This is a genomic window from Candidatus Nomurabacteria bacterium (assembly GCA_023898625.1).
Lineage (GTDB): Bacteria > Patescibacteriota > Saccharimonadia > Saccharimonadales > JAGQNJ01 > HK-STAS-PATE-36.
The window spans coordinates 64,762-91,042 of sequence record CP060231.1 but is presented as its reverse complement, the minus strand read 5'-3'; the positions used below and the strand labels follow the sequence as shown (position 1 = coordinate 91,042).

General features: G+C 39.0%; 26 protein-coding genes. 18 read left to right on the top strand and 8 right to left on the bottom strand.

Annotated features, from left to right (window positions below; translation table 11 throughout):
• Positions 1-10: 10 nt before the first annotated feature.
• The 6 genes from H6793_00440 to H6793_00415 all read left to right on the top strand — a co-directional run bounded on the left by H6793_00440 (position 11) and on the right by H6793_00415 (position 4,649).
• Positions 11-469: a hypothetical protein gene (locus H6793_00440; GenBank protein USN95625.1), complete on the top strand. Its 459-nt coding sequence runs from the start codon at positions 11-13 to the stop codon at positions 467-469.
• Positions 459-1,067, top strand: a complete 609-nt coding sequence (locus H6793_00435; protein ID USN95624.1) for a class IV adenylate cyclase — start codon at positions 459-461, stop codon at positions 1,065-1,067. Before H6793_00440 ends, H6793_00435 begins: the two co-directional genes overlap by 11 nt.
• Positions 1,068-1,589 (top strand): hypothetical protein, encoded by a 522-nt coding sequence (locus H6793_00430; protein USN95623.1) that lies wholly within the window; start codon positions 1,068-1,070, stop codon positions 1,587-1,589. It abuts the gene before it with no gap.
• An 86-nt stretch (positions 1,590-1,675) separates the two neighbouring features.
• Positions 1,676-2,728 carry a DUF4868 domain-containing protein gene (locus H6793_00425; GenBank protein ID USN95622.1) on the top strand — a complete coding sequence of 351 codons (1,053 nt, stop codon included), beginning with the start codon at positions 1,676-1,678 and terminating at the stop codon, positions 2,726-2,728.
• 66 nt (positions 2,729-2,794) lie between these two features.
• Positions 2,795-4,027 (top strand): hypothetical protein, encoded by a 1,233-nt coding sequence (locus H6793_00420; GenBank protein ID USN95621.1) that lies wholly within the window; start codon positions 2,795-2,797, stop codon positions 4,025-4,027.
• Positions 4,028-4,076: 49 nt separating this feature from the next.
• On the top strand, positions 4,077-4,649 hold the full coding sequence (locus H6793_00415; protein ID USN95620.1) for an NYN domain-containing protein: 573 nt from the start codon (positions 4,077-4,079) through the stop codon (positions 4,647-4,649).
• Between the two features lie 94 nt (positions 4,650-4,743).
• Here the strand turns inward: H6793_00415 and H6793_00410 are convergent, their stop codons facing one another.
• Complete coding sequence (locus H6793_00410) at positions 4,744-5,364, bottom strand: sortase (GenBank protein ID USN95619.1); 621 nt, start codon at positions 5,362-5,364, stop codon at positions 4,744-4,746.
• Positions 5,365-5,412: 48 nt separating this feature from the next.
• Here H6793_00410 and H6793_00405 point away from each other — a divergent pair, with 48 nt between their 5' ends.
• From H6793_00405 to H6793_00355, 11 genes are all read left to right on the top strand, one after another.
• Positions 5,413-6,117: a DNA alkylation repair protein gene (locus H6793_00405; GenBank protein ID USN95618.1), complete on the top strand. Its 705-nt coding sequence runs from the start codon at positions 5,413-5,415 to the stop codon at positions 6,115-6,117.
• 43 nt (positions 6,118-6,160) lie between these two features.
• Positions 6,161-7,423 (top strand): glycoside hydrolase family 1 protein, encoded by a 1,263-nt coding sequence (locus H6793_00400; GenBank protein ID USN95617.1) that lies wholly within the window; start codon positions 6,161-6,163, stop codon positions 7,421-7,423.
• Positions 7,424-7,460: 37 nt separating this feature from the next.
• Positions 7,461-7,844 (top strand): hypothetical protein, encoded by a 384-nt coding sequence (locus H6793_00395; GenBank protein USN95616.1) that lies wholly within the window; start codon positions 7,461-7,463, stop codon positions 7,842-7,844.
• Between the two features lie 236 nt (positions 7,845-8,080).
• Positions 8,081-8,434 (top strand): hypothetical protein, encoded by a 354-nt coding sequence (locus H6793_00390; GenBank protein ID USN95615.1) that lies wholly within the window; start codon positions 8,081-8,083, stop codon positions 8,432-8,434.
• A 335-nt stretch (positions 8,435-8,769) separates the two neighbouring features.
• Entirely contained in the window at positions 8,770-9,663 is an 894-nt protein-coding gene (gene rsmH / locus H6793_00385; protein ID USN95614.1) for a 16S rRNA (cytosine(1402)-N(4))-methyltransferase RsmH, read from the top strand.
• A gap of 152 nt (positions 9,664-9,815) precedes the next feature.
• Entirely contained in the window at positions 9,816-10,163 is a 348-nt protein-coding gene (locus H6793_00380) for a hypothetical protein (protein ID USN95613.1), read from the top strand.
• A 22-nt stretch (positions 10,164-10,185) separates the two neighbouring features.
• Entirely contained in the window at positions 10,186-11,946 is a 1,761-nt protein-coding gene (locus H6793_00375; GenBank protein USN95612.1) for a penicillin-binding protein 2, read from the top strand.
• 20 nt (positions 11,947-11,966) lie between these two features.
• Positions 11,967-13,010, top strand: a complete 1,044-nt coding sequence (gene mraY / locus H6793_00370; protein USN95611.1) for a phospho-N-acetylmuramoyl-pentapeptide-transferase — start codon at positions 11,967-11,969, stop codon at positions 13,008-13,010.
• Positions 13,010-14,260 (top strand): putative lipid II flippase FtsW, encoded by a 1,251-nt coding sequence (ftsW, locus tag H6793_00365; protein USN95610.1) that lies wholly within the window; start codon positions 13,010-13,012, stop codon positions 14,258-14,260. The genes mraY and ftsW overlap by 1 nt, the downstream gene beginning before the upstream one ends.
• Entirely contained in the window at positions 14,187-15,335 is a 1,149-nt protein-coding gene (locus tag H6793_00360; protein ID USN95609.1) for a UDP-N-acetylglucosamine--N-acetylmuramyl-(pentapeptide) pyrophosphoryl-undecaprenol N-acetylglucosamine transferase, read from the top strand. The genes ftsW and H6793_00360 overlap by 74 nt, the downstream gene beginning before the upstream one ends.
• A 9-nt stretch (positions 15,336-15,344) precedes the next feature.
• Positions 15,345-16,253: a hypothetical protein gene (locus H6793_00355; GenBank protein USN95608.1), complete on the top strand. Its 909-nt coding sequence runs from the start codon at positions 15,345-15,347 to the stop codon at positions 16,251-16,253.
• Positions 16,254-16,943: 690 nt separating this feature from the next.
• Here the strand turns inward: H6793_00355 and H6793_00350 are convergent.
• The 4 genes from H6793_00350 to dprA all read right to left on the bottom strand — a co-directional run bounded on the left by H6793_00350 (position 16,944) and on the right by dprA (position 22,059).
• Positions 16,944-17,597, bottom strand: a complete 654-nt coding sequence (locus H6793_00350; GenBank protein ID USN95607.1) for a hypothetical protein — start codon at positions 17,595-17,597, stop codon at positions 16,944-16,946.
• 5 nt (positions 17,598-17,602) lie between these two features.
• A complete protein-coding gene (locus H6793_00345) occupies positions 17,603-18,643 on the bottom strand; it encodes a hypothetical protein (protein USN95606.1) in 1,041 nt (346 codons plus the stop codon).
• Between the two features lie 189 nt (positions 18,644-18,832).
• The gene (gene topA, locus H6793_00340; protein ID USN95605.1) at positions 18,833-21,121 is read right to left on the bottom strand and encodes a type I DNA topoisomerase; all 2,289 of its coding nucleotides are present in this window, start codon (positions 21,119-21,121) and stop codon (positions 18,833-18,835) included.
• A 74-nt stretch (positions 21,122-21,195) separates the two neighbouring features.
• Complete coding sequence (dprA, locus tag H6793_00335; GenBank protein USN95604.1) at positions 21,196-22,059, bottom strand: DNA-protecting protein DprA; 864 nt, start codon at positions 22,057-22,059, stop codon at positions 21,196-21,198.
• A 446-nt stretch (positions 22,060-22,505) separates the two neighbouring features.
• On the opposite strand from dprA, the gene H6793_00330 reads away from it, so the two are divergent.
• Positions 22,506-23,093 (top strand): hypothetical protein, encoded by a 588-nt coding sequence (locus tag H6793_00330; protein ID USN95603.1) that lies wholly within the window; start codon positions 22,506-22,508, stop codon positions 23,091-23,093.
• Here H6793_00330 and H6793_00325 read toward each other — a convergent pair.
• From H6793_00325 to H6793_00315, 3 genes are all read right to left on the bottom strand, one after another.
• Complete coding sequence (locus H6793_00325) at positions 23,083-23,718, bottom strand: aminoacyl-tRNA hydrolase (protein USN95602.1); 636 nt, start codon at positions 23,716-23,718, stop codon at positions 23,083-23,085. The genes H6793_00330 and H6793_00325 overlap by 11 nt on opposite strands.
• 72 nt (positions 23,719-23,790) lie before the next feature.
• Positions 23,791-24,969, bottom strand: coding sequence for a hypothetical protein (locus tag H6793_00320; GenBank protein ID USN95601.1), 1,179 nt, complete (start codon positions 24,967-24,969; stop codon positions 23,791-23,793).
• An 84-nt stretch (positions 24,970-25,053) separates the two neighbouring features.
• Positions 25,054-26,145 carry a DDE-type integrase/transposase/recombinase gene (locus H6793_00315; GenBank protein ID USN95600.1) on the bottom strand — a complete coding sequence of 364 codons (1,092 nt, stop codon included), beginning with the start codon at positions 26,143-26,145 and terminating at the stop codon, positions 25,054-25,056.
• Positions 26,146-26,281: the final 136 nt, after the last annotated feature.

Below are 26,281 nucleotides of genomic sequence, written 5' to 3'. Positions count from 1 at the left end.
GGGTTAAAAAATGACTCGAGAATTTGTCGATATTGATGGACTAGAAATGATGGCAGGAACAGTCAGCACGACACTTGAGACTGTCCCAGAGGAGTTTTTTGCTGACAAAGATCTTCTATCTAATATTATGGAGCCTCTTAGGTTAGAAAGTCACAGGATTCTATCTGGCTGGTGGGTATATAGAGTCATTCCTTCATATTATGTTGGATGTAATGCTTTTGGAGAGCCCGATGGCGTTCACGCACAAAGTGGAGATATATTTTATGGGGTATATAGTGGTATTGACTTAGTGCAAAGTGGTGATTCGTTGTATGGAGAACACGCACTATTATCGCCAAGTATTGTTTTTGAAACCATCGATAATGTTGAGGGGCAATATGGTTTGTCACAAACGTATCTACACGTAGCAGTACCATTGGTCGATAATCTTGTTGCCATAGAAAAGGTCGGGTTTGGCTATGCAAACTGAAGTTGAGGTGAAGTTCGTCGATATTCAATTAACACAAACTCGTCGACTACTAAAAGAAGTTGGTGCTGATTGTATATTTCCAATGCGAGAAATGAGGCGTGTAATCATGGATACACCAGATTTGATATTGCACAAAGACCATAAATTTTTAAGATTACGCGACGAAGGAAACAAGATCACTGCTACTTTAAAGAGCATAGATAAATCAAGACCACTAAATTTACACTCAGTACAGGAGATAGAAGTAGAAATAGATAATTTCGATAAAGGCATCGAACTTTTTACATTACTTGGGATGAAGGTGCTATCTTATCAAGAGTCAAAACGTGAAACGTGGAGTCTCGAGGGTGCAGAGGTTGTTTTGGATATATGGCCTTGGCTAAATCCATTAATCGAGATAGAAGCAGACGAATTGGCTGTTAAGAAAGTGGCAAAATTATTAGGCTTTGATTGGGAACAAGCATTGTTTGGCGGTATAATGCCGGTTTACAGAAAGCAGTATCCCAATATACAAAAAAACTTTAAGATTACGAATCTAAAAGAAGTTCGGTTTTCTGATCCAGTACCTAAGCAACTTATCGGAGAATCAGATAATTAAATGAGAGCGGATTTAGAATTACCAAGTATTGAAGAGTACAATCTTCTCCGTGAAGCGTTTGTAGAGATTGGCTATTCTGAGTATTCAACCGTAAAGCAGATGCCCAACGACCAAAATGCATTGTATATTGGTGCAGAGAAACTTTACATTGATACTGAGTTTTTAGTATGGCCTCCGGTTACATTATGTATAAATGGAATCATAAGAACTCAATCGTGGGGGAGTAGTTTGGTAGTAAAGTACAGGCAACTAGCACACAATGCTACAACAGAGAATTCCTCGGTGAATCATAGCTATGTATTTAGAGAGGAGCAGGGTGATTTGGTAGAATTTGGGCACAGCATTTTGGCGTGTCCAAAAATTTCATCTCCAACAATGGATATTGATTTATTAGAGTCTGATACCATGCTCGATCAAATCGCGGGAGGAGAGAGGATTTTACGACAAAACACAGGTAATCAGCTTGAAATTGCTAGTGGTGATTGTGGGATACTGTTTGATAGAATTGCAGAGTTTTTGTAGTTATTGCGCAAAAAATACAGCATTAATTTTCTGAATGTTAGGATAAAATATCACCCAGGCAATTAATATCTAAATAGGAGAACAAGTTGGAAGATACTGACACACAACAAAGTCTGAAATCAAATAAAGAAAAAGAAACAAAAGCTGGTGGTGAAGAAACAGATGTCTTTGCTTGGGCTAATAATTTGGTTCAAATAAAAGAAGAACTGACAATTGAACTTTTTCTTTTCAGTAAGAATTATGTTGTTTACCGTGCCCAGGTTAGCAAGTCTTTGCACAGAAATCTAGAAGCCATACTTATCGACAACTTATTAGAGGCTGTACTAGATGGCGCTGATAGTGGCTTGGTGGTGCGTAATTTTGAAGATGCAGAAGAAGAAAAAAATGTCCTACAACGTACTCGCCTAAACAAAGTCGAAAATGCTCACATGGTATTAAATTGGTTAAAAACCCAAGAACATGAAATTGAACCATTTGTCGAGGAAGAGCACGACTTTAAGCGAGTAAAGGGTGTAGTGGCTAGGTGCTCACATAAGGAGTTACCAACGCCTTTTTATATCATTAAAGCCTTACCTCAGTCACAAATCATGAAAGGTAGTGCTGGTTGGATGTTGCGTGGAGGAAAATTTGTGCCATTTGATGCCGAGGGAGCTTTACGAATACCTGCTGATAATCAATTATTAGTTCTAGAGAGCGATATCTATGTATTCAATCAGTCTAAGTTGGCGAGCTTGTTTGGGTATGATGCAAAAAAATACACCATTGCAGAGCAAAAGCTGAAGTTGATAGCTGAGCATTTTAAGCTAAGTATTGACACAGATCAGACCATAGAGCAAATGGTAAAAGGGAAGAAGAATTTAGTGAATAAACTTCAAAAACTTGATCCAACAAAAGTAACTCAAGAGAAGTTAGTGCAACAAGCAGAAGAGCTTGACTTGCCATTAATGGTTGACAATTCCGGCGCTATCATCATTATGGACAGCAAGGATCTTAATGTGTTCGTAAATCTATTGAATGATGATTATGTAGAATCACCCGTTACTAATGAAAGATACGAAATCACGGGCAAAAAACCTCTTAAACCACCAGAGGGCGAGGAAATACTCAAAACATTACCTCCTGATGCCTTAGCCAAGTAGCTGGATTACTTTATACTGTACAATTTAGCAACAAGAGTGTATAATATTGCCTAATACGAGGTTATTATGAAATCTAGTACCCAAGATTCGCAAACTATTACAAAACTCCAGAAGGAGAATAAAGAGCTAAAAGCACGTCTAGCCAAAGTTCAGACATCTCCAACAAATCAAAAATTATCAGTATTCAAAAAAGTAGGAATAGTTCTGGCTATCGGATTAGCTGGTGCGATGTTAGTGGTTGGCAATTTAGTATTTTGGACAGGTCGAACACTTACAGATACAAACAGATATGTTCAGGCCACTCAGCCAATCATCCAAAATAAAGACGTACAGACTGCAATTGCCGATAAAGCTACTTCTGCAATTTTTGATAATATTGATGTGGAAAAGATTGCTCAAGATATCTTGCCACCTAAAGCACAATTTTTAGCACCATCTTTTGCCTCACAGGCCGAATCTTTTACTAATCAGCAAATAGAAAAAATTGTCTCTAGTGATAAGTTTATGGATACCTGGCAAACCGTTAATGCTCAAGCGCATCAAAGATTACTGAATTTCGTAAAAAACTATCAAGGGGATGGAACTTTTGACGTAAATGATTTATTTGATCGCATAACTCAAAATTTGCAAGGCAGTAAGCTAGCTTTTTTGGGTAACGTAAACCTTCCTGACAAGATCGGGTCAATTCAGCTAATTTCAGCTCCAAATCTTCCTAAAGCTCATTGGTTGGTCGTAAATCTGTGGTGGATACGACTGCTATCGATAGCTATGTTTGTGTTATTGACTATTTTGGCGATACAAATTTCAAAAAATAAACGCAAAACTATCATAAGAGTAGATATCTTGTACGCACTTCTAATGGTTGCCTCACTACTGGCTCTTAGAATTGCCCGGACGGCTTTGGTTAATGGCACTGACCCAAATTATCAGTCAGCTGTCATGGCAATATGGGATATCGTGTTTAGATCGTTAGTACAACAAACTTATGCTTTAGCTTTTGTATTCAGCTTTGTTTCTGGAGTAGCTTGGTTCACAGGCAAGGGTAAACTTGCAACTCGTACCAGGACTAGTATTTCAACCGCTCTAAATGGAGATATTCAGCAGGCAATATATCACGATAAAAAGCCAAAGTTTGCATTATGGATGGGTTCTAGTAAGAGATTTATTGAAATTATTCTGGCAATTTTAGCTGGGTTAAGCCTGTTATTTATATCACTAACACCAATGAATATATTGATAATTTCTATAATAGTGATAGCGTTGGTTGTGTTAATCGAGGCACTTAGTATTACTAAATAGTCGTTGCCCATCTAAAAGCCGCAAAAATAAGGTGTTATACTATATTTAAATGAGATTTAGAAGAAAACCAAAACAACAAGAAAAAAAGACAGATGTCTATGCCTTTATTGACAGCCAAAATCTCAATCTTGGCATTCAAAGAGCAGGGTGGAAGATGGACTGGCGTAAATTCAGACAATTTTTAGAAAACAAGTATGGCGTTACTAAGGCATACATGTTTATTGGATATGTTTCGGAAAACGAAGATATGTATAACCAGCTTCATGAAGCAGGGTATTTGATAGTGCTCAAACCAACTGTTGAGTCTAATGCTAGCTCTGATGACAAGCAAGCCAAACCCATGATTAAGGGGAATATCGATGCAGAGCTTGTATTGTATGCCATGAAGGAAATGCCAAATTACGCAAAGGCCATTATAGTTTCGGGCGATGGCGACTTCTATTGTTTGGCAGAATATCTGGAGTCAAAAAGTAGGCTGAAGCACATAATGACTCCAAACTGGAAGTATTCAAGCTTGCTTAAACCGTATGAGAAATATGTAGTAAGGCTTGATCAAAGACGCAAAGAGCTCGAGCACATCGATTATCGTCCTAAAACAAAAGCTTCAAAAAAACTAAAATAAGTTAGTGAAATTAATATCGGCAGAGTGTCTAACGTACCAGAGTGCACCAATGCCTAGGGCGAGTAGTGCAAATAGTATAACCGTTCTAAGTTTTTCATTCATGACTACTTTGATTATCCTCGACTGGCTTTGCGATTACAACCAGCCTTTGCTTAGATGTCCACATCGGTGTGCAAGTATACAGCGTTAAGGTTGGTTCATCGGTGTTCTGTTCTATCTCTGTTTGATGTGGTTCAACAACACGTACCTCTTGAGCTTGGTATAGATGTTTCTTGCCTTGCCAAAAGACAGCAAACTGGTCGCCAACCTTTATCTTATCTAGGTGGTAGAAAATAGCAGGGCCATCACTATAAGTAAATCTGTGTCCGACAATTACCGTGTTTCCGCCTTTGTCAGGTGTGGATGTTTGAGGTCGTCGCCAGACGCCTTTTTTTAGAGTATCCGAATATTTACCTTCGTTGATTGATGTATCAAGACCCATCTGTGGAATCACGAGGCGATTATCTTGAGGTATCGGTTTGGTGCCTGGTTGATTGTTGTCAGAATAGGCGATTTCATTAGAAATTTTTCCAGTTTTTAACTTTATCCAATAAGACATCTCTGGTAGCAAGGGCATAATTATTAAATAAATCCCAAGAGCAATAACGATAATTGATAAAAAATCGTTAAAGATACGAAGTTTGCGATCTTTCTTTTTATAAACGAACTCACGCACCTAATAAGTATAACAATTTTAAGTTAGATTTGATGATATTATTGTGTTATGAAGGCTCAAGATGTGATAGATGAACTTGCTAAGTACGAGAATCCAAGTGATGCGGAGTTTTTGCAACGTTTTTTCAAGACAGGAGAGGGGCAATATGGTGAAGGGGACGTTTTTATTGGTTTGCGCGTGCCACAATCTCGCAAGGTCGCTAAGCAGTTTATTGATCTGTCGCTTCGCGAAATTGAATATCTTCTAGAAAGTCCGATTCATGAGCATCGTTTAGTTGCACTGATTATTCTGACATTACAAATTAAGAGAGCTAACGTTGATAAAGCAAAGGATATATATGAACTGTACTTACGTCGAACTGCCAGAGTGAATAATTGGGACTTGGTTGATGTTAGTTGTCGAGACATAGTAGGCAGGTATTTGTTTGATAAATCACGAAAACCTTTGTACGATTTAGCAAATTCAACTAATCTGTGGGAGCGTCGCATTGCAATAGTCAGTACCTGGTGGTTTATCAGAGAACTTCAACTAGACGATACTTTTAAGATCTCCAAAATTTTACTTCATGATAGTGAAGACTTGATCCAAAAAGCTGTTGGCTGGATGTTGAGGGAAGCCGGGAAAAAGAACGAGGGATCACTGATTGAATTTCTTGAATCTTATGCAAGCTCAATGCCCAGAACAATGTTACGATACAGTGTTGAGCGCCTAAATAATAGCGACAAATCACGATTTATGTTGGCAAAAAAGTAACCTAAATTGGGTTTTATTAAAGGCTTACGTTAAAGTATAAGAGATGGATAAATACAAATCACGATTTCCTAAGAATTTTCTTTGGGGTGCAAGTACGGCGAGTCATCAGGTAGAGGGTGGCAATCATAATCAGTGGTCTGTTTGGGAGCTTCAGATTGCTAAACAGCACGCCAAAGATGCTCATAAAAATTTAGGGTGGTTGCCAAATTGGGAACAAATAAAATCACAAGCTGAGAATCCAGATAACTATATTTCAGGAAGGGGAGTTAATCACTTTGGCCTGTTTAAAGAAGATTTTAAGTTAATCAAAGAGCTTAATCTTAACTCTTATCGCTTTGGGATTGAATGGTCTAGAATTCAGCCAAAAGAAGGCGAGTGGGATAGTGAAGCTATAGAATATTACAAGACTTATCTCAAGGACCTTAATAAGTCTGGTATTGAGCCAATGTTAAATATATGGCATTGGACATTGCCGGTTTGGTTCTCGGGAAAAGGCGGTTTTGAAAAAAGAGCTAATCTAGTTTATTGGGAAGAATTTGTTAGCAGAATTGCTATTGAGTTTTCACCATATGTTCGACAAATCATTACACTCAACGAGCCTAATGTATATGCAAGCCATTCATATGTCCTAGGTTGGTGGCCACCCCAACAAACAAGTTGGCACAAAGCTTTGGTGGTTTACTTAAATCTTGCCAGAGCTCACAAGATAGCCTATAAGGTATTAAAGCAAAAAAAGCCAAGCTTAAACATCGGAATTGCTCAACAACTAGCTAATATTCAGGCTAAAAGACCGCATAATCTTCTTGACCAGATGATGACTAAATGGATGAGGTTTTTCTGGAATTGGTGGTTTTATAATCGTATTAGTAAATATCAAGACTTTATCGGATTTAATTATTACTTTACGGATTACTATAGGATTAACAAACGAGAGAATCCCAAGTTACCGACCAATGATTTAGGCTGGTACATGGAACCTGAGGGCTTGTACCCATTATTATTAAGAGTGTGGGCTAGATATCGTAAACCGATTATTATTACCGAAAACGGTGTAGCGGATAGCAAAGACCAGTATAGGCGGTGGTGGATAGAGGAAACGATCATTGCTATGGAAAAGGCTTTGAGCGAGGGTGTTCAGTTAGTTGGCTATTATCATTGGAGCTTGCTTGATAATTTTGAATGGGCTTATGGTTGGTGGCCTAAATTTGGGCTAGTAGAAGTTGACCGAAAAACCATGAAACGCACCATTAGGCCAAGCGCAAAATGGTTCGCGACAGAGGTGAAGCGGATCAGAGCTTTAAAATAACATTGACAAATAGACACGCTTATGCTATATTGTCAATATGAAGCAAGATGACAGAATATTTTCAAAAGAGCCACCGAAGACTAAAGAGGTGGCGATCATTCGTCGTGCTATAGCCCTTGGGATTCTTGCAGTATCGGCTGTTGGTCTTGGGTCTGCAGTAAATAATGTTTTGTCTGAGGACGAACCACGACCTACACACCCAGTGATCGTCGAGCCAGGGGATACAGTTAATAAATATGCCGTAGATGTTGCACGTAGTATTGGAGACCATGTAGATTATCGTGATATAAGAGATGAAATCATTGAGAATTCTCCTGCCGCACAAGACGGTATAATTAATCCAGGAGATGAGCTAAACATCCCGATGACAGACCAAGAGATCGAACAATTAGAAAAACAGCAGAATCAAAACGGCGATTAAAACGATTGTGTATTCATGTTAACTCGTCACACTAGATGTAGTGGCGAGTTATTTTTTTGGATGGACATCTGTGGATAACTTAATGAATAATCGTAAAAAGTAAAAAAAGTACTTGCATGTGGGTACTGGTGGGTTGTAGACTCATGTTAGTGGGTAAACGTGGGTAACCCATCGTAGAACAAAAAATAAAAACAACCACGAGAGAATATTAATAATAAGAGACCAAATAAATTCATATGGTGGATTACTTCGAAAGGAAACTTGACGACAAGAGAAGGCTGACAATACCAGCCGAACTTCGAGCCGAGTTTGAGAGCGGAGTAGTCGTTACCCGTGGATTTAAGCAGTATCTGCATATCTACCCCAAAAGTGTTTGGGACGAACAGGTTGAACCGCAGCTACAAGGAAGCATCCTTGATGAACGTGTAGCTGACCTTAATGTTCAGTTCCGGTTTGGTAAGGTAGAGAGTGGCATAGATACTAAGCAAGGTCGAGTCACAATCGAACAGCATTTGTTAGACTATGCTGGTATTCGTAAAAATATTGTGGCCGTCCGAGCAGGTCGGTACTGGCGAGTCCAGGCCGGGTAGTTGGTTGAACCCCACAGCACATTAACAAATAATAGTAGTAATCTGGCATTAATACGATGCTTGAGGTCAGCTATTCGGTAGTCAACACGTGGATTGAAGGCTAACCACTAAAAAAACCTTAGTACCTTTCATAAAACACCTCCCAAAACTCCACCTCACACAAAAGTCTCTCAAACTGCAAAGTTAGTAAAAGGCATAAGCATGATCTACCCCGATCATACTCATAAGCTTTCTACAACAAAAACTTTGCGGTCAAACAAAAACAAAAACGAAAAAAACAAAAAGTTGACTACTGAATAGGTGACCTTACAAAAACAAAAATGTAAAATAAAAAAATGGTAAGCAATCACCAATCGAACCAACATTATCCAGTTTTGCTCAGAGAAGTTCTAAAATATCTTGCTCCAGAGAAGGGTGATAAACTCTTAGACGCGACAGCGGGATATGGCGGACATGCGGAAGCAATCCTGAATATTACAGGTCAAACGGAAGGAAGTGTATTGATAGATCGTGATCAAAATGCGATTTCTCAACTCCAAAAAATCTTTCCAAAAAAAAGCCCAGAGATAATCAAGGGTGACTTTTCAAAAACTTCTCAAGAGTTGTTAGATAAAGGCCGACGATTTGATTTGATTCTGGCAGATTTGGGCGTTTCGTCGCCACATCTCGACAATGCCAATAGAGGATTTTCGTTTCAGTATGAGGGTCCACTAGATATGAGGATGGATGAATCTGTGCCACTAACTGCTGACGATATCGTCAACACTTATAATAAGCAAGATTTATCGAAAATCATTAGAGATTATGGTGAAGATCCAAAATCGAAACGTATTGCGCATGCAATAGTAAATAGTAGGCCAGTACAAAAAACAACGGATCTCGCATTAATCGTTGAGCGTGTTTACAGGGGCAGGATAAATCATAAAACTCATCCAGCAACCAGGACATTCCAGGCGTTGAGAATTGCCGTGAACGATGAACTTGCTCAAATTAAAACAGCCTTACCGGTGTGGATACAACTATTAAATCCCCGGGGAAGGTTGGCTGTTATAAGCTTTCAGAGTTTGGAGGATCGTATAGTCAAACAGATTTTTCTCGAATATGGAGCAAATCAGTATGATGCGAGCCTTAACCTATTAACAAAAAAACCAATCACTGGAAGCCAAGATGAACTAGTTTTCAATCCGCGTGCTCGTAGTGCAAAGCTAAGAGTCGCAGTGAAAAAATAAAAAGAAAGGGGACAACATGCCAATAACGGTAAAAAGTAGTTCCCGTGCGTACAAGATCAAAGTAAAAGTTTTGTAAGCACGAACCGCTCCTACGGCCAAAAAAGCTGTAGGAGCACCAGAATACAAACTTAACACAAAATATAAATACAAAAATGACATATTCAAACACATTAGCATCTGGACGCGGTCAATACATGCGACGCAATCAAAATGTAACGACGTTCAAGTCTAAAGACAAGGCAATAGGGCCTGTAAGTAACACAATAATATTAATTGTGTTAGCATGTTTATTGGGGTTGCTATATTTAACGCAGGTGACCAAGACAAATACCTTTGGCTATCAGCTAAATGAACTTAACAAGCAACAAACCAGTCTACAACAGGAACACGATGAACTAGAGGTTGCATCGGCAAGGCTGCAGTCTTTAGAGCGAGTTAAAACAAGTGAGCAAGCAAATCAGCTTGTATCAGTTGCTCCAAGCGCCACGATCCAAGAATAATCACATAATATTTCAATAAACTATGCAATTATCAGAAGATTCTAATCAGTATCTTTTTCGAATTCGTTTTGGATTCGGACTTATTGTTATTATCATTGCAATTTTTATCATCAGGCTATTTTATCTTCAGGTTATTAAACATGATTACTATAAGGCTACGGCCTTAAGTGGCCAATATAAGGAATATCAAATACCCGCAAAAAGGGGAATAATAGAAGCTCACAATGGCCAGGAAACTGTCCCAATTGTATTAAACGAGATCAAATATACTGTTTTTGCCGATCCAGTATATGTAAAAAATAAACCCGAAAGCGCTAAGAAGCTACAGGAGATCATCGGGGGTCAGGTGCAAGACATCGAAAAGCAACTAAATGTCGATTCTAGATATGTTATTCTGGCAAAAAAGTTGAACAAGGACCAAAAAGAACAGATTGAAAAGTTAGACATCAAAGGTATTGGTGTGCGTGATCAGTCGTATAGAACATATCCTCAAGGCGAAATGGCCGCAAGCTTACTTGGTTTTGTGAATAATGATGGAGAAGGGAAGTATGGCATAGAGCAAGCGTTGGATTCTCAGCTACGAGGTAAGCCTGGGCAATTGAAGGCAATTACTGATGCGAGCGGTGTGCCACTAGTAGCTAACAAAGATAACGTAATTCAAGATCCTGAAGACGGCAAAAGAGTCGTGCTAACCATTGACATGTCTATGCAACAACAACTCGAAGAGATCTTAAAAACTGGTCTTGAGAACGCAAAGTCCAAATCTGGCGGTGTTTATGTTATGGATCCATATACGGGAGCAATAAAAGCCATGGCAAATTATCCAACGTATAATCCTGGGGAATATTACAATGTAGAAGATGCAAACGTTTTTAATAACACAAATGTTAGCGATGCATACGAGGTCGGTTCGGTTATGAAGCCACTCACTATGGCCGCCGCCCTGACGGAGGGTGCTGTAAGACCAGATTCTACTTATTATGACTCAAATTCCGTGAAAGTTGATGGAGAAACCATTACTAACGTCGAGGAGTCTGGCGGGCCTGGACAGAGGACATTAGCGGATATATTGAGGTTATCTCTTAATACTGGAGCAACCTGGCTATTGATGCAAATGGGCGGAGGGTCAATTAACGAAAAGGCACGATCAACTTGGCACGATTACATGGTTAATAAATACAGATTTTCTCAAAAAACTGGCATTGAGCAAGGTTATGAATCTGCTGGTTTGATTCCAGATCCAAATGATGGTTATGGGTTAAATATTAGATATGCAAATACATCTTTTGGCCAGGGCATGATGGCTACACCAATTCAAATGGGTGCAGCATTATCAAGTGTTCTCAACGGAGGCACATACTATCGACCGAGATTAGTTGATGAAATGATTGGCGCTGATGGTAAAACTAAGAAGGTTCAGCCCGAAGTTGTAGAGAAAAGTGTGGTTAGTCAGGTTGCAAGTGATACTGTTCGGGATAATATGGTGAATTTGATCAATAAAAATCACCATGTTTACGGGTTTAATCTAAGACCAAATTATATGGTGGGTGGCAAGACTGGTACAGCCCAGATTGCAAAACCTGACGGAGGTTATTACGGTGATCGTTATAATGGGAGTTTTACTGGTTTTGTAGGGGGTGATAAGCCTGAGTATGTGATAGTTGTAAGAGTGAATGAACCAAAAGTTCCGGGCTATGCTGGATCAAAAGGTGCTGGCCCAATATTTAGTGCAACTGCGAATATGCTGATAGATAACTTTAACGTGTTGCCAAAGAGTAATTAAGGTATACTAAACATAACGATATGGCACCAACTATAGACATTACAGTAAATACAAGTACAGTTATCAGGATTCTTGGGTTAGGATTTATCGGGTTTATTCTTAGCATGTTATTGACGCCCATATATACAAATATGGCGTATAAATGGGAATGGTGGAAGAAGCCTAGGAGCACCACAGTAACTGGCGAGAAGGCCAAAATGTTCTCGAAGCTTCACGCTAAAAAACACGAGCGTCATATTCCGACAATGGCTGGTATTGTTTTTGTGCTTGCGGTAACTATCGTAACTATTCTATTAAACTTAGAGCGTAGCGAAACCTGGTTACCGTTGGCAGCATTTGCGGGAGCAGGGATGATAGGACTGCTGGACGATATTATTAACGTTAGAGGTAGTGGGGCAGGTGTTGCTGGATTACCGTCCAAGATTAAACTGTTGCTGACCATACTGGTGGCCAGTATTGGAGGTTGGTTCTTCTTTTTTAAGCTAGATGTTAACTCGATACATATACCTTTTGTTGGTGAGTGGACATTGGGCTTGTTGATAATTCCTCTATTTATTCTTGTTGTTGTTGCAACAGCTAATGCCGTAAATATCACAGACGGACTAGATGGCCTAGCCGGGGGCTTAACATCAATCGCTTTTGGGGTGTATGCAATTATATCCTTCTTAGAAGGACGATATGGTTTAGCTGGATTTTGTATGACCGTCGTTGGCTGTTTATTGTCATATACTTGGTTTAATATTTTTCCAGCGAGATTCTTTATGGGTGATGTTGGTTCGTTTGCTTTAGGTACTGCTTTGGGTGTAGTAGCCATGCTTACTGATACGGTTACGCTATTACCAATCATTGGCTTAATATTCGTTGTTGAGACAGGATCTGTAATATTACAGATTACTTCAAAAAAATTAAGGAATGGAAAAAAGATTTTTAAAGTGTCACCACTTCATCATCATTTTGAGGCGAGTGGTTGGCCCGAGACAAAGGTAACCATGCGTTTTTGGATTTTGGGACAAGTAGTTGCAGTTATTGGGTTAATAATATTCGCCGTTGGAGGATATTTTTAATGTATGTTCCAGGCAGACGTTCTTTTGCCTCGGCCTCATTTGATCAGACAATACAGCGTCGTCATCGCCCGGACTACATTTTACCATTGCTGGCGATTTGTTTAGTTGTAGTTGGGTTAATAGTGCTTTTTGCAATTAGTCCTGCTTTAGTAGCTCAGAAACATGTTCCAAATAACTACTTTATTAATCGTCAATTATTGGCTGTTTTTTTGAGTATTGGTGTATTTTTTTTCGTCGGGAAGTTCCCGCTTAATTCATGGAGACACCTCGAAAAACCACTTATTATTGCTTCTGCAATTTCAGCAATTATTGTTCGACTGTTTGGAGATCAGGTTAATGGCGCATATCGTTGGATTCAGATAGGAGGGTTATCATTCCAGCCAGCAGAACTGATAAAATTTACGCTATTAATATGGCTAGCATTCTTTTTTGCGGACAGAATTAAGCAGGGTAATCTCAATGACTTTAAAAGCACATTCAGACCATTAATTATCGCATTAATGCTTGTAGGATTTGTTGTCGCAGTTCTTCAAAGTGACCTAGGATCAACCGCTGTTATGGTCGCCATGACCGGATCAATGGCGTTTGTGGCTGGATTGCCGATGAAGCGAATCTTGCTCGTTGCTGTAATCATTATGGTCGGTGCGTTCATCGTGATTGGAGCTACTCCATATCGACGAGAGCGGGTTAAAACATATTTGAATCCATCAGCAGATTGCCAGGGATCGGGATATCAAACTTGTCAAGCATTAATCGCAGTTGGTTCTGGTGGTATTTTTGGTTTGGGCTTAGCGAGAAGCGTACAGGCTTATGGTTATTTGCCAGAGGCCGCCAATGACTCTATCTTTGCCATATTGGCTGAAAAATTCGGTTTTATTGGAACGGTTAGTTTATTGGCGCTATTTACGGCGCTTTTTGCAAGGATTGCTAAGATTGCCGAAAAATCACCTGATGACTTCACTAGATTAATCGCAGTCGGAGTTTTGGTTTGGTTTAGCTTCCAGACAATGATTAATGTAGGTGCCATGGTTGGCTTACTTCCGTTAAAAGGCATAACTTTACCATTTATAAGTTATGGAGGTAGTAGTTTAATTTTTGTAACTGCGGGTCTAGGGCTGGTGTTTAATATATCGCATTATACGAACTATCGAGTTAGTAAAAAAAGAGGAGATAGCCATGACAGTAATGCTAGTCGGTGGGGGAACAGGAGGTCACATCCTGCCCCTGTTAGCCGTCGCTCAAGAGCTTAAATCCAGAGACTCAAAAACGCATATCATTGCAGTAGTAGACAAAAGTACAAACTTTGCGCATTTATTAGAATCTGCTTCGGAGATAGACCAAGTATTTAAGATTAATGCTGGTAAATTCCGTCGTTACCCAAATCAGTCTATGGCTGAGAGGCTTCTAGATTTTAATACATTATTCTTGAATATTCGTGACGCATTTAGGACAGTTGTAGGCATATTTCAGGCATATATGTTGATAAGTAAATATAAGCCGAGGGTTGTGTTTATTAAGGGTGGATTTGTTGGGGTACCTTGTGGTATTGGATGTAGATTATCGGGAATACCTTTCATCACACATGATTCTGATGCAACACCTGGTTTAGCAAATCGGATAATTGGACGGTGGGCTACTATACATGCCGTAGCAATGAACAAAGCAGCATATAATTACGATCCTGACAGAATCGTACAGGTTGGGATACCAATATCGAAAGATTTCAAAAAAGTAACAACAAAACTCAGGCTTCAATATCGTAAAGAATTAGATATTCCCAAACATGCAAAATTGATCCTGATTACCGGTGGTAGCCAGGGGGCGAAAGAACTTAATGATTTGATTGCTAGTGTGAGTCATGCCCTGATTGCCAACAAAGATTTATATGTTATTCATCAAACAGGCAACTGGACAAGCAATGATTTGCCAATTGATAATACACGTTATAAGACGGTCGAGTATATTGATGATTTATATAGATACTCTGGTGCCTCGGATGTAATTATCTCACGAGCTGGAAGTATAATCGCTGAATTTGCCGCTCAACATAAAACTGTGATATTGGTTCCAGCGCCTCAGCTAGCTGACGGACATCAGCTAAAGAATGCTCAGCTAATTCAAAAGGTGAAGGCAGGGTTGGTTATTCAACAAGATACTTTAAGAAATAACCCAGGTAAATTATTATCCGCTATAGATAAACTAATGAACAATCATTCGTTAAGTCGTGAAATGGCAGAGAATTTGTCAAAGGCGTATCCATCTGGTGCTGTACCCAAAATTGTCGATTTACTGGAAGAAATATCTTCGGAAAGAACAAAGGAGTAAACTTTATCCATGAGAATTCGAAAGGAAAAAACGCCTACTCGTGAAAGAACTCCACTGCCGAGTTCAACCCAGACTCGTTATTCATATTCTAGTAAAAGGCTAGAAAGAGCAGGGGAGGTTGGACGAAATAGGGACGCTAACAGAGAAAACGCATCTCAAACACGACCTAAACCCCGAAAAATTAAGCATTTACCATGGTTGATTATGGTATTTATCGCCATGGTTGGTTTATTTTTTATGATAACAGTTGATAGCAGTGTACGAATTACAACGAAATCGAGCGATTCACTATTTCTGCGTGATAAGACCACGTATCAATCAAGCGCAGAGCAGTTTATAGCCTCTTCACCGATAAATAGACTAAAACTCACTTTTGATAGTCAAGGCTTAATTAATAAGATGAAGAAGCAATTTCCAGAGGTTTCAGCGGTCTCTGTGTCGTTGCCGATAATAGCGCGTAGGCCTACAGTAGTCTTGCAAACTACTAAACCAGGATTTATATTAAACTCTGGCCAGAATTCATATGTAATTGGGGTAAATGGGGTGGCGTTACTAGATGTGCGTGACGTCGACCATATTTCCAAACTTGGTTTAAGAACTGTTCGTGATGAGTCTAATGTCGCCTTAGAAGTAGGCAAGCCAGCGTTACCACAAGAACAAGCCTTGTTTATAAGTAATGTCGTAGAACAGCTTGAAAAACAAGGTTATGAGGTAGAGTCATTAACTATTCCAAAAAGTCCATACGATTTGCACGTTAAGCTTGTGGGGCGAAAGTACTATATTAAGTTTAATGTTCTAGAGGATCCTAAACAACAGGCGGGTGCATTCATTGCGTTAATACAAAGATTAGAGAGCCAACAGAAAACTCCAAATGAGTATGTTGATGTGAGAGTAGGGGAGAGAGTATTCTATAAGTAAGAAGGCTAATTCCTAAATTACAATATGAAAAGCACAAACAACAAACAAATTATTGCCAGCGATTGTAAGTAAAAAATCATCCCATAAAAAAAGATCGGATGCTACCCCCAAATGCCTCTACCCTACATGTTCGTAATATGTTCAGTACCAGATATCCAGACAAATAATAAAAAAACTAAATAACACATAGAAACGCAAAAAAAGCAAATATCCGTGAAAAGTAGGGGAACGTGAAAAATATATACACAAACACAAAAACGCAGAAATGCAAATGTAGACTGTGGATAAGTCTGAGTTTGTGGATAATTACAACGATCTAGACTACTAAATATTAGCCTAACCAATATAATGTGTGTATTTTTATGGGTGTATGGTTAACAAAGAGTGGATATTATGCATAGATACTGTTTCTTGTATTGCCCTACTCATATTGCAGGCGTATGAATAACAACTGTCGCACGTATACGAAAGTCGCAAAATATACATTGTGCGACATGATTGCTATGTCCGTATTTTGCACTTCTTTACCTATTGTATTTTTCAATTATCATTCGTTGATTCCACGTCCTTGCTTTGTTTATGATTATTTGTAATCCCCTTATATAGCATAGATATACATTTTGATATACTCTTATAAGTCTTATCGTCTATATTGATTATTTTAAAAATATATCAATGTTCACAAAATGTTCACGTTTTGATTGATTCGGATAATCGCTGTATAAGAATAGATATTGACTGGTTGCGTTTGCTACCTTCTCTTAATATCCCTTTTTGGGGCTTATCATGATGTATGATTGTGCCAAGTAGAGTGTCTACTCGTATTCCGTAACGTGCAATTATTCGTGTGCGTGGCTCAAGAATTTTGTCTGAAGTATATTGTCCTATTCCAAAATCTATACGATCGACTAGCCGTATGCCTGGTAATGGCGACACTGGTCGTTGTTGTATGAATCTGCCGTTTTGCCCTTCCTCGTTACTAAACATTGTTAAGTTGGTATCACCTGCTCCATCAACTAGATAGTTAAATAGTCTGCTGAAATTTTTAGGTGATAGTGAAGGGTTAGTCTCTGCTAGGTAGTCAAAATGTTCTCTAAATATATAGTCATCTTCAGAGTTTATATCAGTAAACCTGAAACCATAACGGTTAATTCTATCAATTTGGCTATCAGGGTTGTAGGTGTCTTGGGTTGGGTTCTCGATATATTCATATGACAGCCCCATCTGACCCAACAAGGACGATATTTGTCTTAGGTCAGATTTATCAAGAGGGTAATCAAAGTGTAGCCACGAACCTGTTTTATGGTTTTGTGACGGAGGTAATTCACTAGCTGATGCTACCATGGCAATTAGTCTGTTTCAGCAAGGGCGTAGGTGGCTTTTGCGACTCGTTTGAACTGTTTTTTCCCTTGAAGGTTTAATAGGATGGTCGTTTCTTTAACGTATCTATTTTGGAGAACTTGTTTGACAATTTCATCACGATGTAATGGCTCATTGGCTTTTTTAAGAATGTCGGTTATTACATCTGACACAGTTCCCTTCTTGAATCCCCATTCTTTTAGAGCATAGATACCGCGCCCTACTAGTATGAAGCGATCGTCTTTGATAAGTTCGTTATGTATAGCTTGAGTTGTAACATCTTTACGCTTAAAGTCAGACTGCTTTATTTTTTTAGAAATTTCACTGAAGTGCATCTGTTTGCCATTTTCTTTAAGAATTACATATATTTTATCGCGAATATTCTTTGGGTTAACAGTTGGCCATTTTGATAATCCCCACTCACCATTGAGATGAGACAAGAGCTTAGAGGTTTCAGCTAGAGCTGAAAGTTTTGAAGTGTTCTTAATTTTGGAGCTCTTTGATAGGTCACTAATCTTTAGTGGTTTTTTGTTGGCTTTAATTTGTGCAACAACTTCATCAACATTTTTCGAAACGTCTTTACTGCTCTTATATTCTTCTGATGAAGCAACTGCTTGATAATATGAATCATTCTCGTCAACTATGGTCAATTTTGGAGATAAAGTCGCAATAAATGCAACTCTAGATTGGTCTACTTTAGAATTTTGGCTTATTAGGTTGTCGGAAAGTTTTGTAACTCTCTGAATGAAACCGTGCTTGATTAAGATGTCTTGTATTTGTGTGCTAACCGCATCGACGTGGGGCAGGTTGCCCTGCTCTGCCTGATATTTCATTTTGGTAATAATAGCTTTTTCTAATTGTCGAACTCTTTCTCTGGTAATGCCTAGAAGTTCGCCAATTTGTTCTAGAGTTTCCTTTCGGTCAAATAGACCATATCGTCTTGAAATTATTTCTCGCTCTCGCTCTTTTTCGATGGTAGCAAGAATATCTTTAATTATTTGCTCCATATTGATAGTTACATCGTTTGACATCTATACTTCCCTGTTAATTAACTTATTAAGATAGCTGATAAAATATATTATAACCTAATGACAATGCCACGTCAAGCATCACTAGTCTATTAATATTATAGCACCAAATAGACAAATACGCCTATTATTGAAATAACAATATTATTACTTAATAGAGGTGCAAAAAGTGGAAAAAAGTTGTTAAATAAACTATTTTATTTTTTTACGTGAGAATTTTCGTTTTTTTTCTGGTGCATCTGCTAACATCTTTGTAGCTTCTTTTTCTGATATTGTTTTAGGGTCAATATCTTTGGGTATTCGAGCATTCTTCTTGCCGTCCGTTATGTATGGTCCATAAGGACCAAGAAGAATCTTTATAGTTCCGAAATCTGCAATATTTCGTTTTTCTATTTGAACTAATTTTTCTTTATATAGATCAATTGCTTCTTTCTCTTTAATAGTGAAAGGATCGTAAGGCTCTTTAAGAGAAACGTAGGTCTTGTCTATTTTGATATATGGCCCAAATCGCCCAATATCAGCAATTATTTCTTCGCCAGACTTAGTGTTCCCGACGATTCTCGGCAATTCAAACATCTTTAAGGCTTGTTCTAGTGTAACACTTTCTATGGTTTCTCCCTTAGGTAGAGGTGCAAATGTTGGCTTGGGGTCATCTGACTGTTCTCCGCGCTGAAGCATTGGTCCAAATCGCCCAAATCTTGCAAATATAGGTGTACCGTCTTTATCTTTGCCTATTTGCCTCGTTTGCGTAGCCTCTGCGCGAGAAATATCTTCACTAGCCACAACTAATTTGTGAAACGGTTTGTAGAAATGGTCAAGTACCTCTTCTCTTCCCTTTTTCTTTTCGGCAATATGATCGAGTTCTTCCTCTATATCTTTGGTGAAATCATAGTCCATTACGTCTGCAAAGTGTTTTACTAAGAAGTCAGTAACTACCTTTCCGGTATCAGTCGGGTGTAGCTTGTTACTATCTTTACCATACTCAATTGTTTGAGTGGTTTGAGATATTTTGTTGTTTTTGAGTGATATGATTAATGTTTGAGTTTCTTTGCCGGCAATATCTCCTTTTTCAACGTACTGTCTGGTCTGTATGGTACTAATAGTGCTAGCATAAGTGCTTGGTCGACCGATGCCCATTTCTTCAAGTTTTTTCACTAAAGATGCCTCTGTATATCTAGCTGGTCCACGGCTTAAGGTTTCGGTTGCAACTGCCTCTGTTAGCGTAAGCGACTCTCCGTTACTAATTGGTGGAAGTATAGTGTCATCGTTCTTTTTGCCGATAACTTTCAAGAATCCATCAAAAACTACTATTTCTCCTTTGGCTTCAAGTAATTCTTTGCTGTTACTTGGCTTAATGGATATAATAGTTTTTTCGATTTTGGCAGGAGCCATTTGGGTGGCTAAGGTTCGTCGCCAAATTAGTTGATATAGCTTTTTCTGTTGAGCGTCAGCTCCAGCATCGAGATTGGTTATATCGGTTGGTCGTATGGCCTCGTGAGCTTCTTGAGCCCCAGTGCTTTTCGTCTTGAAGGTACGAGACTCGAGGTAATCTGTGCCATATTCATTTTTTATGTAGTTCGACATAGCATCTAGGGCTGTTTGTGAGAGATTAACTGAATCTGTTCTCATGTATGTAATATGTCCAGCTTCGTAAAGCTTTTGAGCTAGTTGCATGGTTGTCCTGGGGCTGTACCCAATCTTATTGCTAGCTTCTTGTTGAAGGGTGCTGGTAGTTAGGGGTGCGCTTGGGTTGCGTTTACCGGGTCTCTGCTCAACGCTAGTTACCTCAAAAGTACTGTTTAGGTAGTCTTCTAGAGTTTTGTTTACTTTTGATACGTCTTTGAATTTGGTAGGTGCCTCGGCTGGTAAATTTTGACCAGATGGCGTTTTAAGAGTGGCTACTAGCTTAAAGGTGGATTGTGGCTTGTGATCCGTGATTTCTCTCTCGCGTTCTACCACAAGTCTTACAGCAACGCTTTGGACTCGTCCGGCACTTAGTTGTGGTCTGACTTTCTTCCATAATACTGGGCTAAGCTCAAAGCCTACTAAGTAGTCAAGAGATTGTCTTGCTTGTTGCGCTTCGACAAGCGGAATATCAATTTCACGAGGATTCGCAACTGCCGTCTTTAAGGCAGGTTCGGTTATTTCGTGGAAGACAATACGCTTAGTTGTTTTAGGGTTTAGTTTGAGTACCTCAGATAAGTGCCAGGCAATAGCCTCTCCTTCGCGGTCTTCATCACTTGCTAACCAGACTGTTTTGGCAGTTTTGCTGGCCTTTTTTAATTCGGAAATAATCTTTTTCTTGGTTGGATCGGTTTCATAAATCGGAGCGTATTTATTCTTAACATCAACACTGCCGTTTTTGCTCGGTAGTGATCTGATATGTCCCATGCTACTTTTTACGGTGAAATCCTTGCCAAGAAATTTTTCGATAGTTTTGGCTTTAGCCGGGCTCTCTACTATTACTAAATTTTTGCTCATACTTGCTTAAGTTTACCAGAAATTAGTTGATACCAAAGCGTGATATTATGCTATATTTTGAAATTTTGCAAGTTTTACTGATTAGTCCACTGATTATTGCCTAAAGCCCTAATTTTTCCGTTAATCTCTAACATCGTTAATGTTTGATTAAATATTTGTGGTTCAAGATGGCTTTTGTCTAGAAGTTCTTGACCATCACGAACCCCTTGAGATAGAAGTGTTAATATTGTGTATTCCTCTTGATTATTGGCAGTGATTTCTGATGGTCTAGATTCACGCATTCCTAATTTAAAAAAGATATCTGAAGGTTCTGTTAATGGAATAGCTCCTGCTTTAATTAGGTTGTTAGTGCCTTTGCTATACGGACTTGTTATTGGTCCAGGTACCGCCATAACTGTTTTGCCTTGAGAAAGCGCAAAATTAGCAGTATGCAATGTTCCGCTACGTTCATTTGCTTCGGTAACGATAACAATATCTGCTAGGCCACTAATTATTCGATTTCTGGCTATAAAATTCTGTTTGTATGCTGGTGAATTTTCTGGATATTCAGTTAACAGGTTTCCGTTAAGTTCTATAATCCGTTGCGCTAGTGATCGGTGGCTACTTGGGTAAATTAACCCAGGACCACATGGCAAAACTGCAATAGTTTGACCACCAGATTCAACACATGTTTTATGGGCAATGCTATCAATTCCTAGTGCTAAGCCACTGACTATGACAATTCCTTTAGAACTTAGTGCACGTGTAAACATTTCGGTAACTTCTCTACCGTAGGTTGTAGGTTTTCGACTGCCAACTATGGCAACAGTGGGCTTTTCTAGGTTTGTCAATAGATCTCCGCCACAATAGTATATTGTGTTTGGCAACGGATCTATCGAGTTAAACTTCTCTGGCAACTCTGAACTATTGAGCTTATGGTATTTATAATCTTTTTGCATAATAAACAAATTCGTTAAATAGTATTGACATAATGAAACAATTTTGCTAAAATAGCAACCCGTAAGTCCTGTTTTAGGATTTTACGTACCTTATACCCCCATTCTAACATCTTGGTTATCCAAGATATTACGTTAGATTGTTTTAGAGCGCGCTAGTTAAGTTGTTACCCTCCACTTATTTAGCTTTACCTTATGGTAACGCTCTAAAACAGACTAACCCCTTTAACTAAACCCGTTTTTCAAAGTGAGCCTAAACGGTTCTTGGTTGCTTGCAACTAAGAGACACAGGTACCTAGTGGAGTTGTACGCTGATGTTTCGCTGGGGTGGGTTGAAGGGTGTTTTTTGAGACTTAAGCATATGATTTGTGTTTGAGTCCAGAAATCGGCTTACAGCGGTGCCCACCCCCTCTGTAGGCCGTTTTTTGTTATAAGAAGAGTTACTTACTATGCGAAAAGATGTATATAAGGCTGAATTTGCGTCAGAGTATGACACATTTACAGATAGTGCAATATTAAGTTGTGTAGTCAATTGTGTTGTTAAATTTAGTGAAGTAATAAGCGATGAGAGTCTGGAAAAGTTAAATAATGGTACTCCTCTAAGCTTAATGCTACTACAAGAATATATTCCTGAAGTAAGAGGGTTATTTGAGGTGTTAAGGCTTGATTCTGCGCGTTTTGAAGATCGTACTTATGTGGATGTAAGTACGGAAACGCTCGCACCTTTTACTAGTGACGACCCAAAACCGATTTCGCATATAGACCAATCTACACTAACAGGGGTATCCGCTTTAATACCTTTTGATGGAAATTCTGCTTTTTTTGGTGCAGATGATGATACTTTTAGCGAGTTTACAGAATACCCAAAGTTCTTAACAACATATGGTCAGGGAGATGTGATAGTTATCAGGCAAAATTTACATAGTAACGTTTCCGAGCGTAGCCTTAAACAGGTTTTTCATTTAGGAATCGGATCTGACGAGAGGAGTTTATTAATACTTGACATTAAACAGCCAGGGCTTGAACTTATAACATAAAATTTCTAGTTTCTGGATAAAGTTCGCCTCTGTAGATTAACTCGATCAAGATACTCGAAACTTCTCGAGTCAGTTTGCTTATATCTTTTTGCTCTAGATTACTAAATTTTGCTAACACATAATCTGAAGTGTCCATTTGCTCTGGCTTTTCACCCATAATACCTACTCTAACTCGACCATAGCCATCCCCAATATGTGAAATAATAGACTTAATGCCGTTGTGCCCTGCGCTACCTCCCCCTACTCTGGTGCGAATTTGACCAAAGTTGATATCTAGATCATCATGTACCACAAATGTATCTTTAGCAGGAATTTTAAAGTAATCAGACACTGCTTGAACGCTCTGACCACTATTATTCATGAGTGTAGATGGTTTTATTAATGTTACTTTAGTTGTCCCAAATGTTCCGCTACTCATTTGACAGAACAATGCTTTCTTATTTTGCCAAGGCTCGAATTCGCTTTGAGTTTCTTTAAACGCATCAATACAATCAAATCCTATGTTATGGCGAGTTGTGTCGTATTCTTTGCCGATGTTCCCTAGCCCAACAATAAGTAGGTGCTTAGAGCCTTTTAAGCTAAAGTTAAGGCTATGCTCGACTGTCTTTTTTTGAAACAAACTCATGCCAGTAGTCTATCAACAAAAATCAGAGTGGTCTAGGCCACTCTGATTTGTGAAGCACCTCAAGAGAGATTCCTATTTTTTTGGTGGAGGGGGTGTAGAATTTTTGGCAGATGGCGGTTGGGGTGTAGAATTTTTGGCAGATGGTGGTTGGGGTGTCGGTGGTTGGGGTGTCGGTGGTTGGGGTGTCGGTGGTTGGGGTTGGTCTTTACTAGTCCATAGTGGATATCGGGTATGGGTATTGTCATTGAGCTTATAGCCGTAGGCAACCAGATTTCCATCATCCTGCATTACCAATAGATGTGCAGAATCGCCTTGATTCATGCCGTAGTCTGAATTCCAGACCTCATTTCTGGATTTACCTAATAGAGAAATCCCACCGTGGCCATTGTAGGAGATTAAGGCAATCGCACCTGAGCCTGAAGTATTAGTGCTATAAATTATTTTATTGTCTGTATTTCGCACTACAATTAAATTTCCATTATTTTGTAACGTAGCAGTATATTGGCCGTTCAAGGAATTTAGCTTCTGATTTTTGGTGAAATATTCGTGCACAGAGGTAAGTGAATTTCTATTTATCGTTGTCCAGTATTGGCCACTATATGGCGAGGATCCATCGGCTACTCCTGATAAAGCAAGGCCACTTGTTCCACTATAATCTGCATTATCGTCTCCACCTGTAAGAATTTTTAGTTCTACGCCATCGGTCTTTATTAAGGTATTCATTCCTGCAGTCTCGGTGTGCCATACGGGCGTCATAGTGTTGTTATAGAGCACTAAATTGCCGTCTGTTTGCACACAAAATTTGATCCCGTCCGATCCAGCAGTAGCTGTGTGCCAAACCGGGACATTATTTACGTATAAAACTACATTTCCATTATCTTGTAGAGTCAATCGTGTTAATATTTCTTCTTCATATCTTGCTGAACCAACACCATGTCGAATTCCTCTTTTGACATCGAAATATTGACCAGTAGTCATGCACGGATTTGCCTTTGTAGAGAGTACTGTAGTAGACTCAAAAGCAATTTTCCCATTGTATGTATCGATAGTAGTCGTTAAGGGCGTAAATGCAAAACTCTTCAACGTAAAGTATCCCCCACCAAGTATGGCTACAATAAGAATAACTACAAAGAACTGTACCTTCCTACTCTTTAAATCAAAACTCTTACCAAAGAACCCTTTACTCTTGCTTGTATTACTATTCTTACTACTAGTAGTTCTTTTATTCACTACTTTAGTTGTTCTTGCCATGATGGGTTTTCCTTTTTATATGTTTGTTCTTTTAGACTTAATTATCTAACAATAACTATAGCATAAGTATCTTACATACATATGTCAACTGAGTGTATCCGTCCATAACATTCTGGACTCCTGTTGGCTTAATTGTAACACTTCTAGTAAGTACTGCATTGGACTTTTTAAACCAAGTCCATAATGTGGTCTTTTTGTGTTATACCATATACACCAGTCCATCAATGAATTATTGAAATCCTCAAGGTCATAGGCTAGATTATCTAGGTTCCAGTCTATAAACTCTTCTTGGATGCTACGGTTAAATCTTTCAACCATTCCGTTATTCTTAGGTCTTTTGGGATAGTTCCAGAGCTGTTCAATGTTTCGTTCATCACAGGCTCTTATGAAGTGTTTGTAGAACTCACTACCATTGTCATGATGCACTCGTCTGATCTCAAATGGGGTAACAGCTTGCAGTTTGTTCAGGAAGTCTGCTGCGTTGGTACTACTGGGGCTAGTATAGCCATAGGCAAAGCCGAATCTACCTTTGTAATCTACTGCTGTAAGTACATAACGGCGTATACCGTTTATAAACTTAACAATAGTGTCTATCTGTAGCATATCTCCTGGTTGCTCAGGCTGATAACCATTCCTGCGTTGTTTATTGAGTCTTGGCTTACGACTTTGTTTCTCAAGTAGTTTGCCGGTAGCACCTGAAACGGTTAACCTGGTATATTTTGGTAATAGGCCTTGAAACTTAAGGTCTTTGAGGATTCTACCTACGGTAGATGCCGAAGGTGGTTTTAGATTCCAAGCTGTACACTCATCTTTGAGTAATACGGCTAGCTTATCTTTACTTAGCTTAGGGTGTAAGCTTCTTTGTTCTAGAATAAAGTTAGTAATACGCATATCTACCATTCGCTTGCGTTTGTGTTTTGGTGCAGTGCTCTTTGGAGCTAAACATCTGAGTGAGCCATTGTTATCCTTTAGACGCCTCTTCCAGCTGAACACAGTGCTCCTACTTACGCTAAAAGCTTGTCTGGTGGCTTGTTCCCCGAAATCATCATAGAACTGAATTATCTTGAGTCTTTGCTCAATTACATGTTTATATGGGTGTTGGGTTATGTCTTGTATAGATCTCATAGTCTTACGAGCATAACCCCTCAAGAATGATTCAGTATATATCTGTTGCATAAAAAGACTCCTTCCCAGCTAGCTATCGCTAGCCTTCAGGAGTCCAATATGTTTCTGAACTTATGCACTGAGATGTTGCTGAGTTGTGGAAAAGTTATGTTATTTCAAGAAGTCCAATTGCTCACTAATCCTTTTA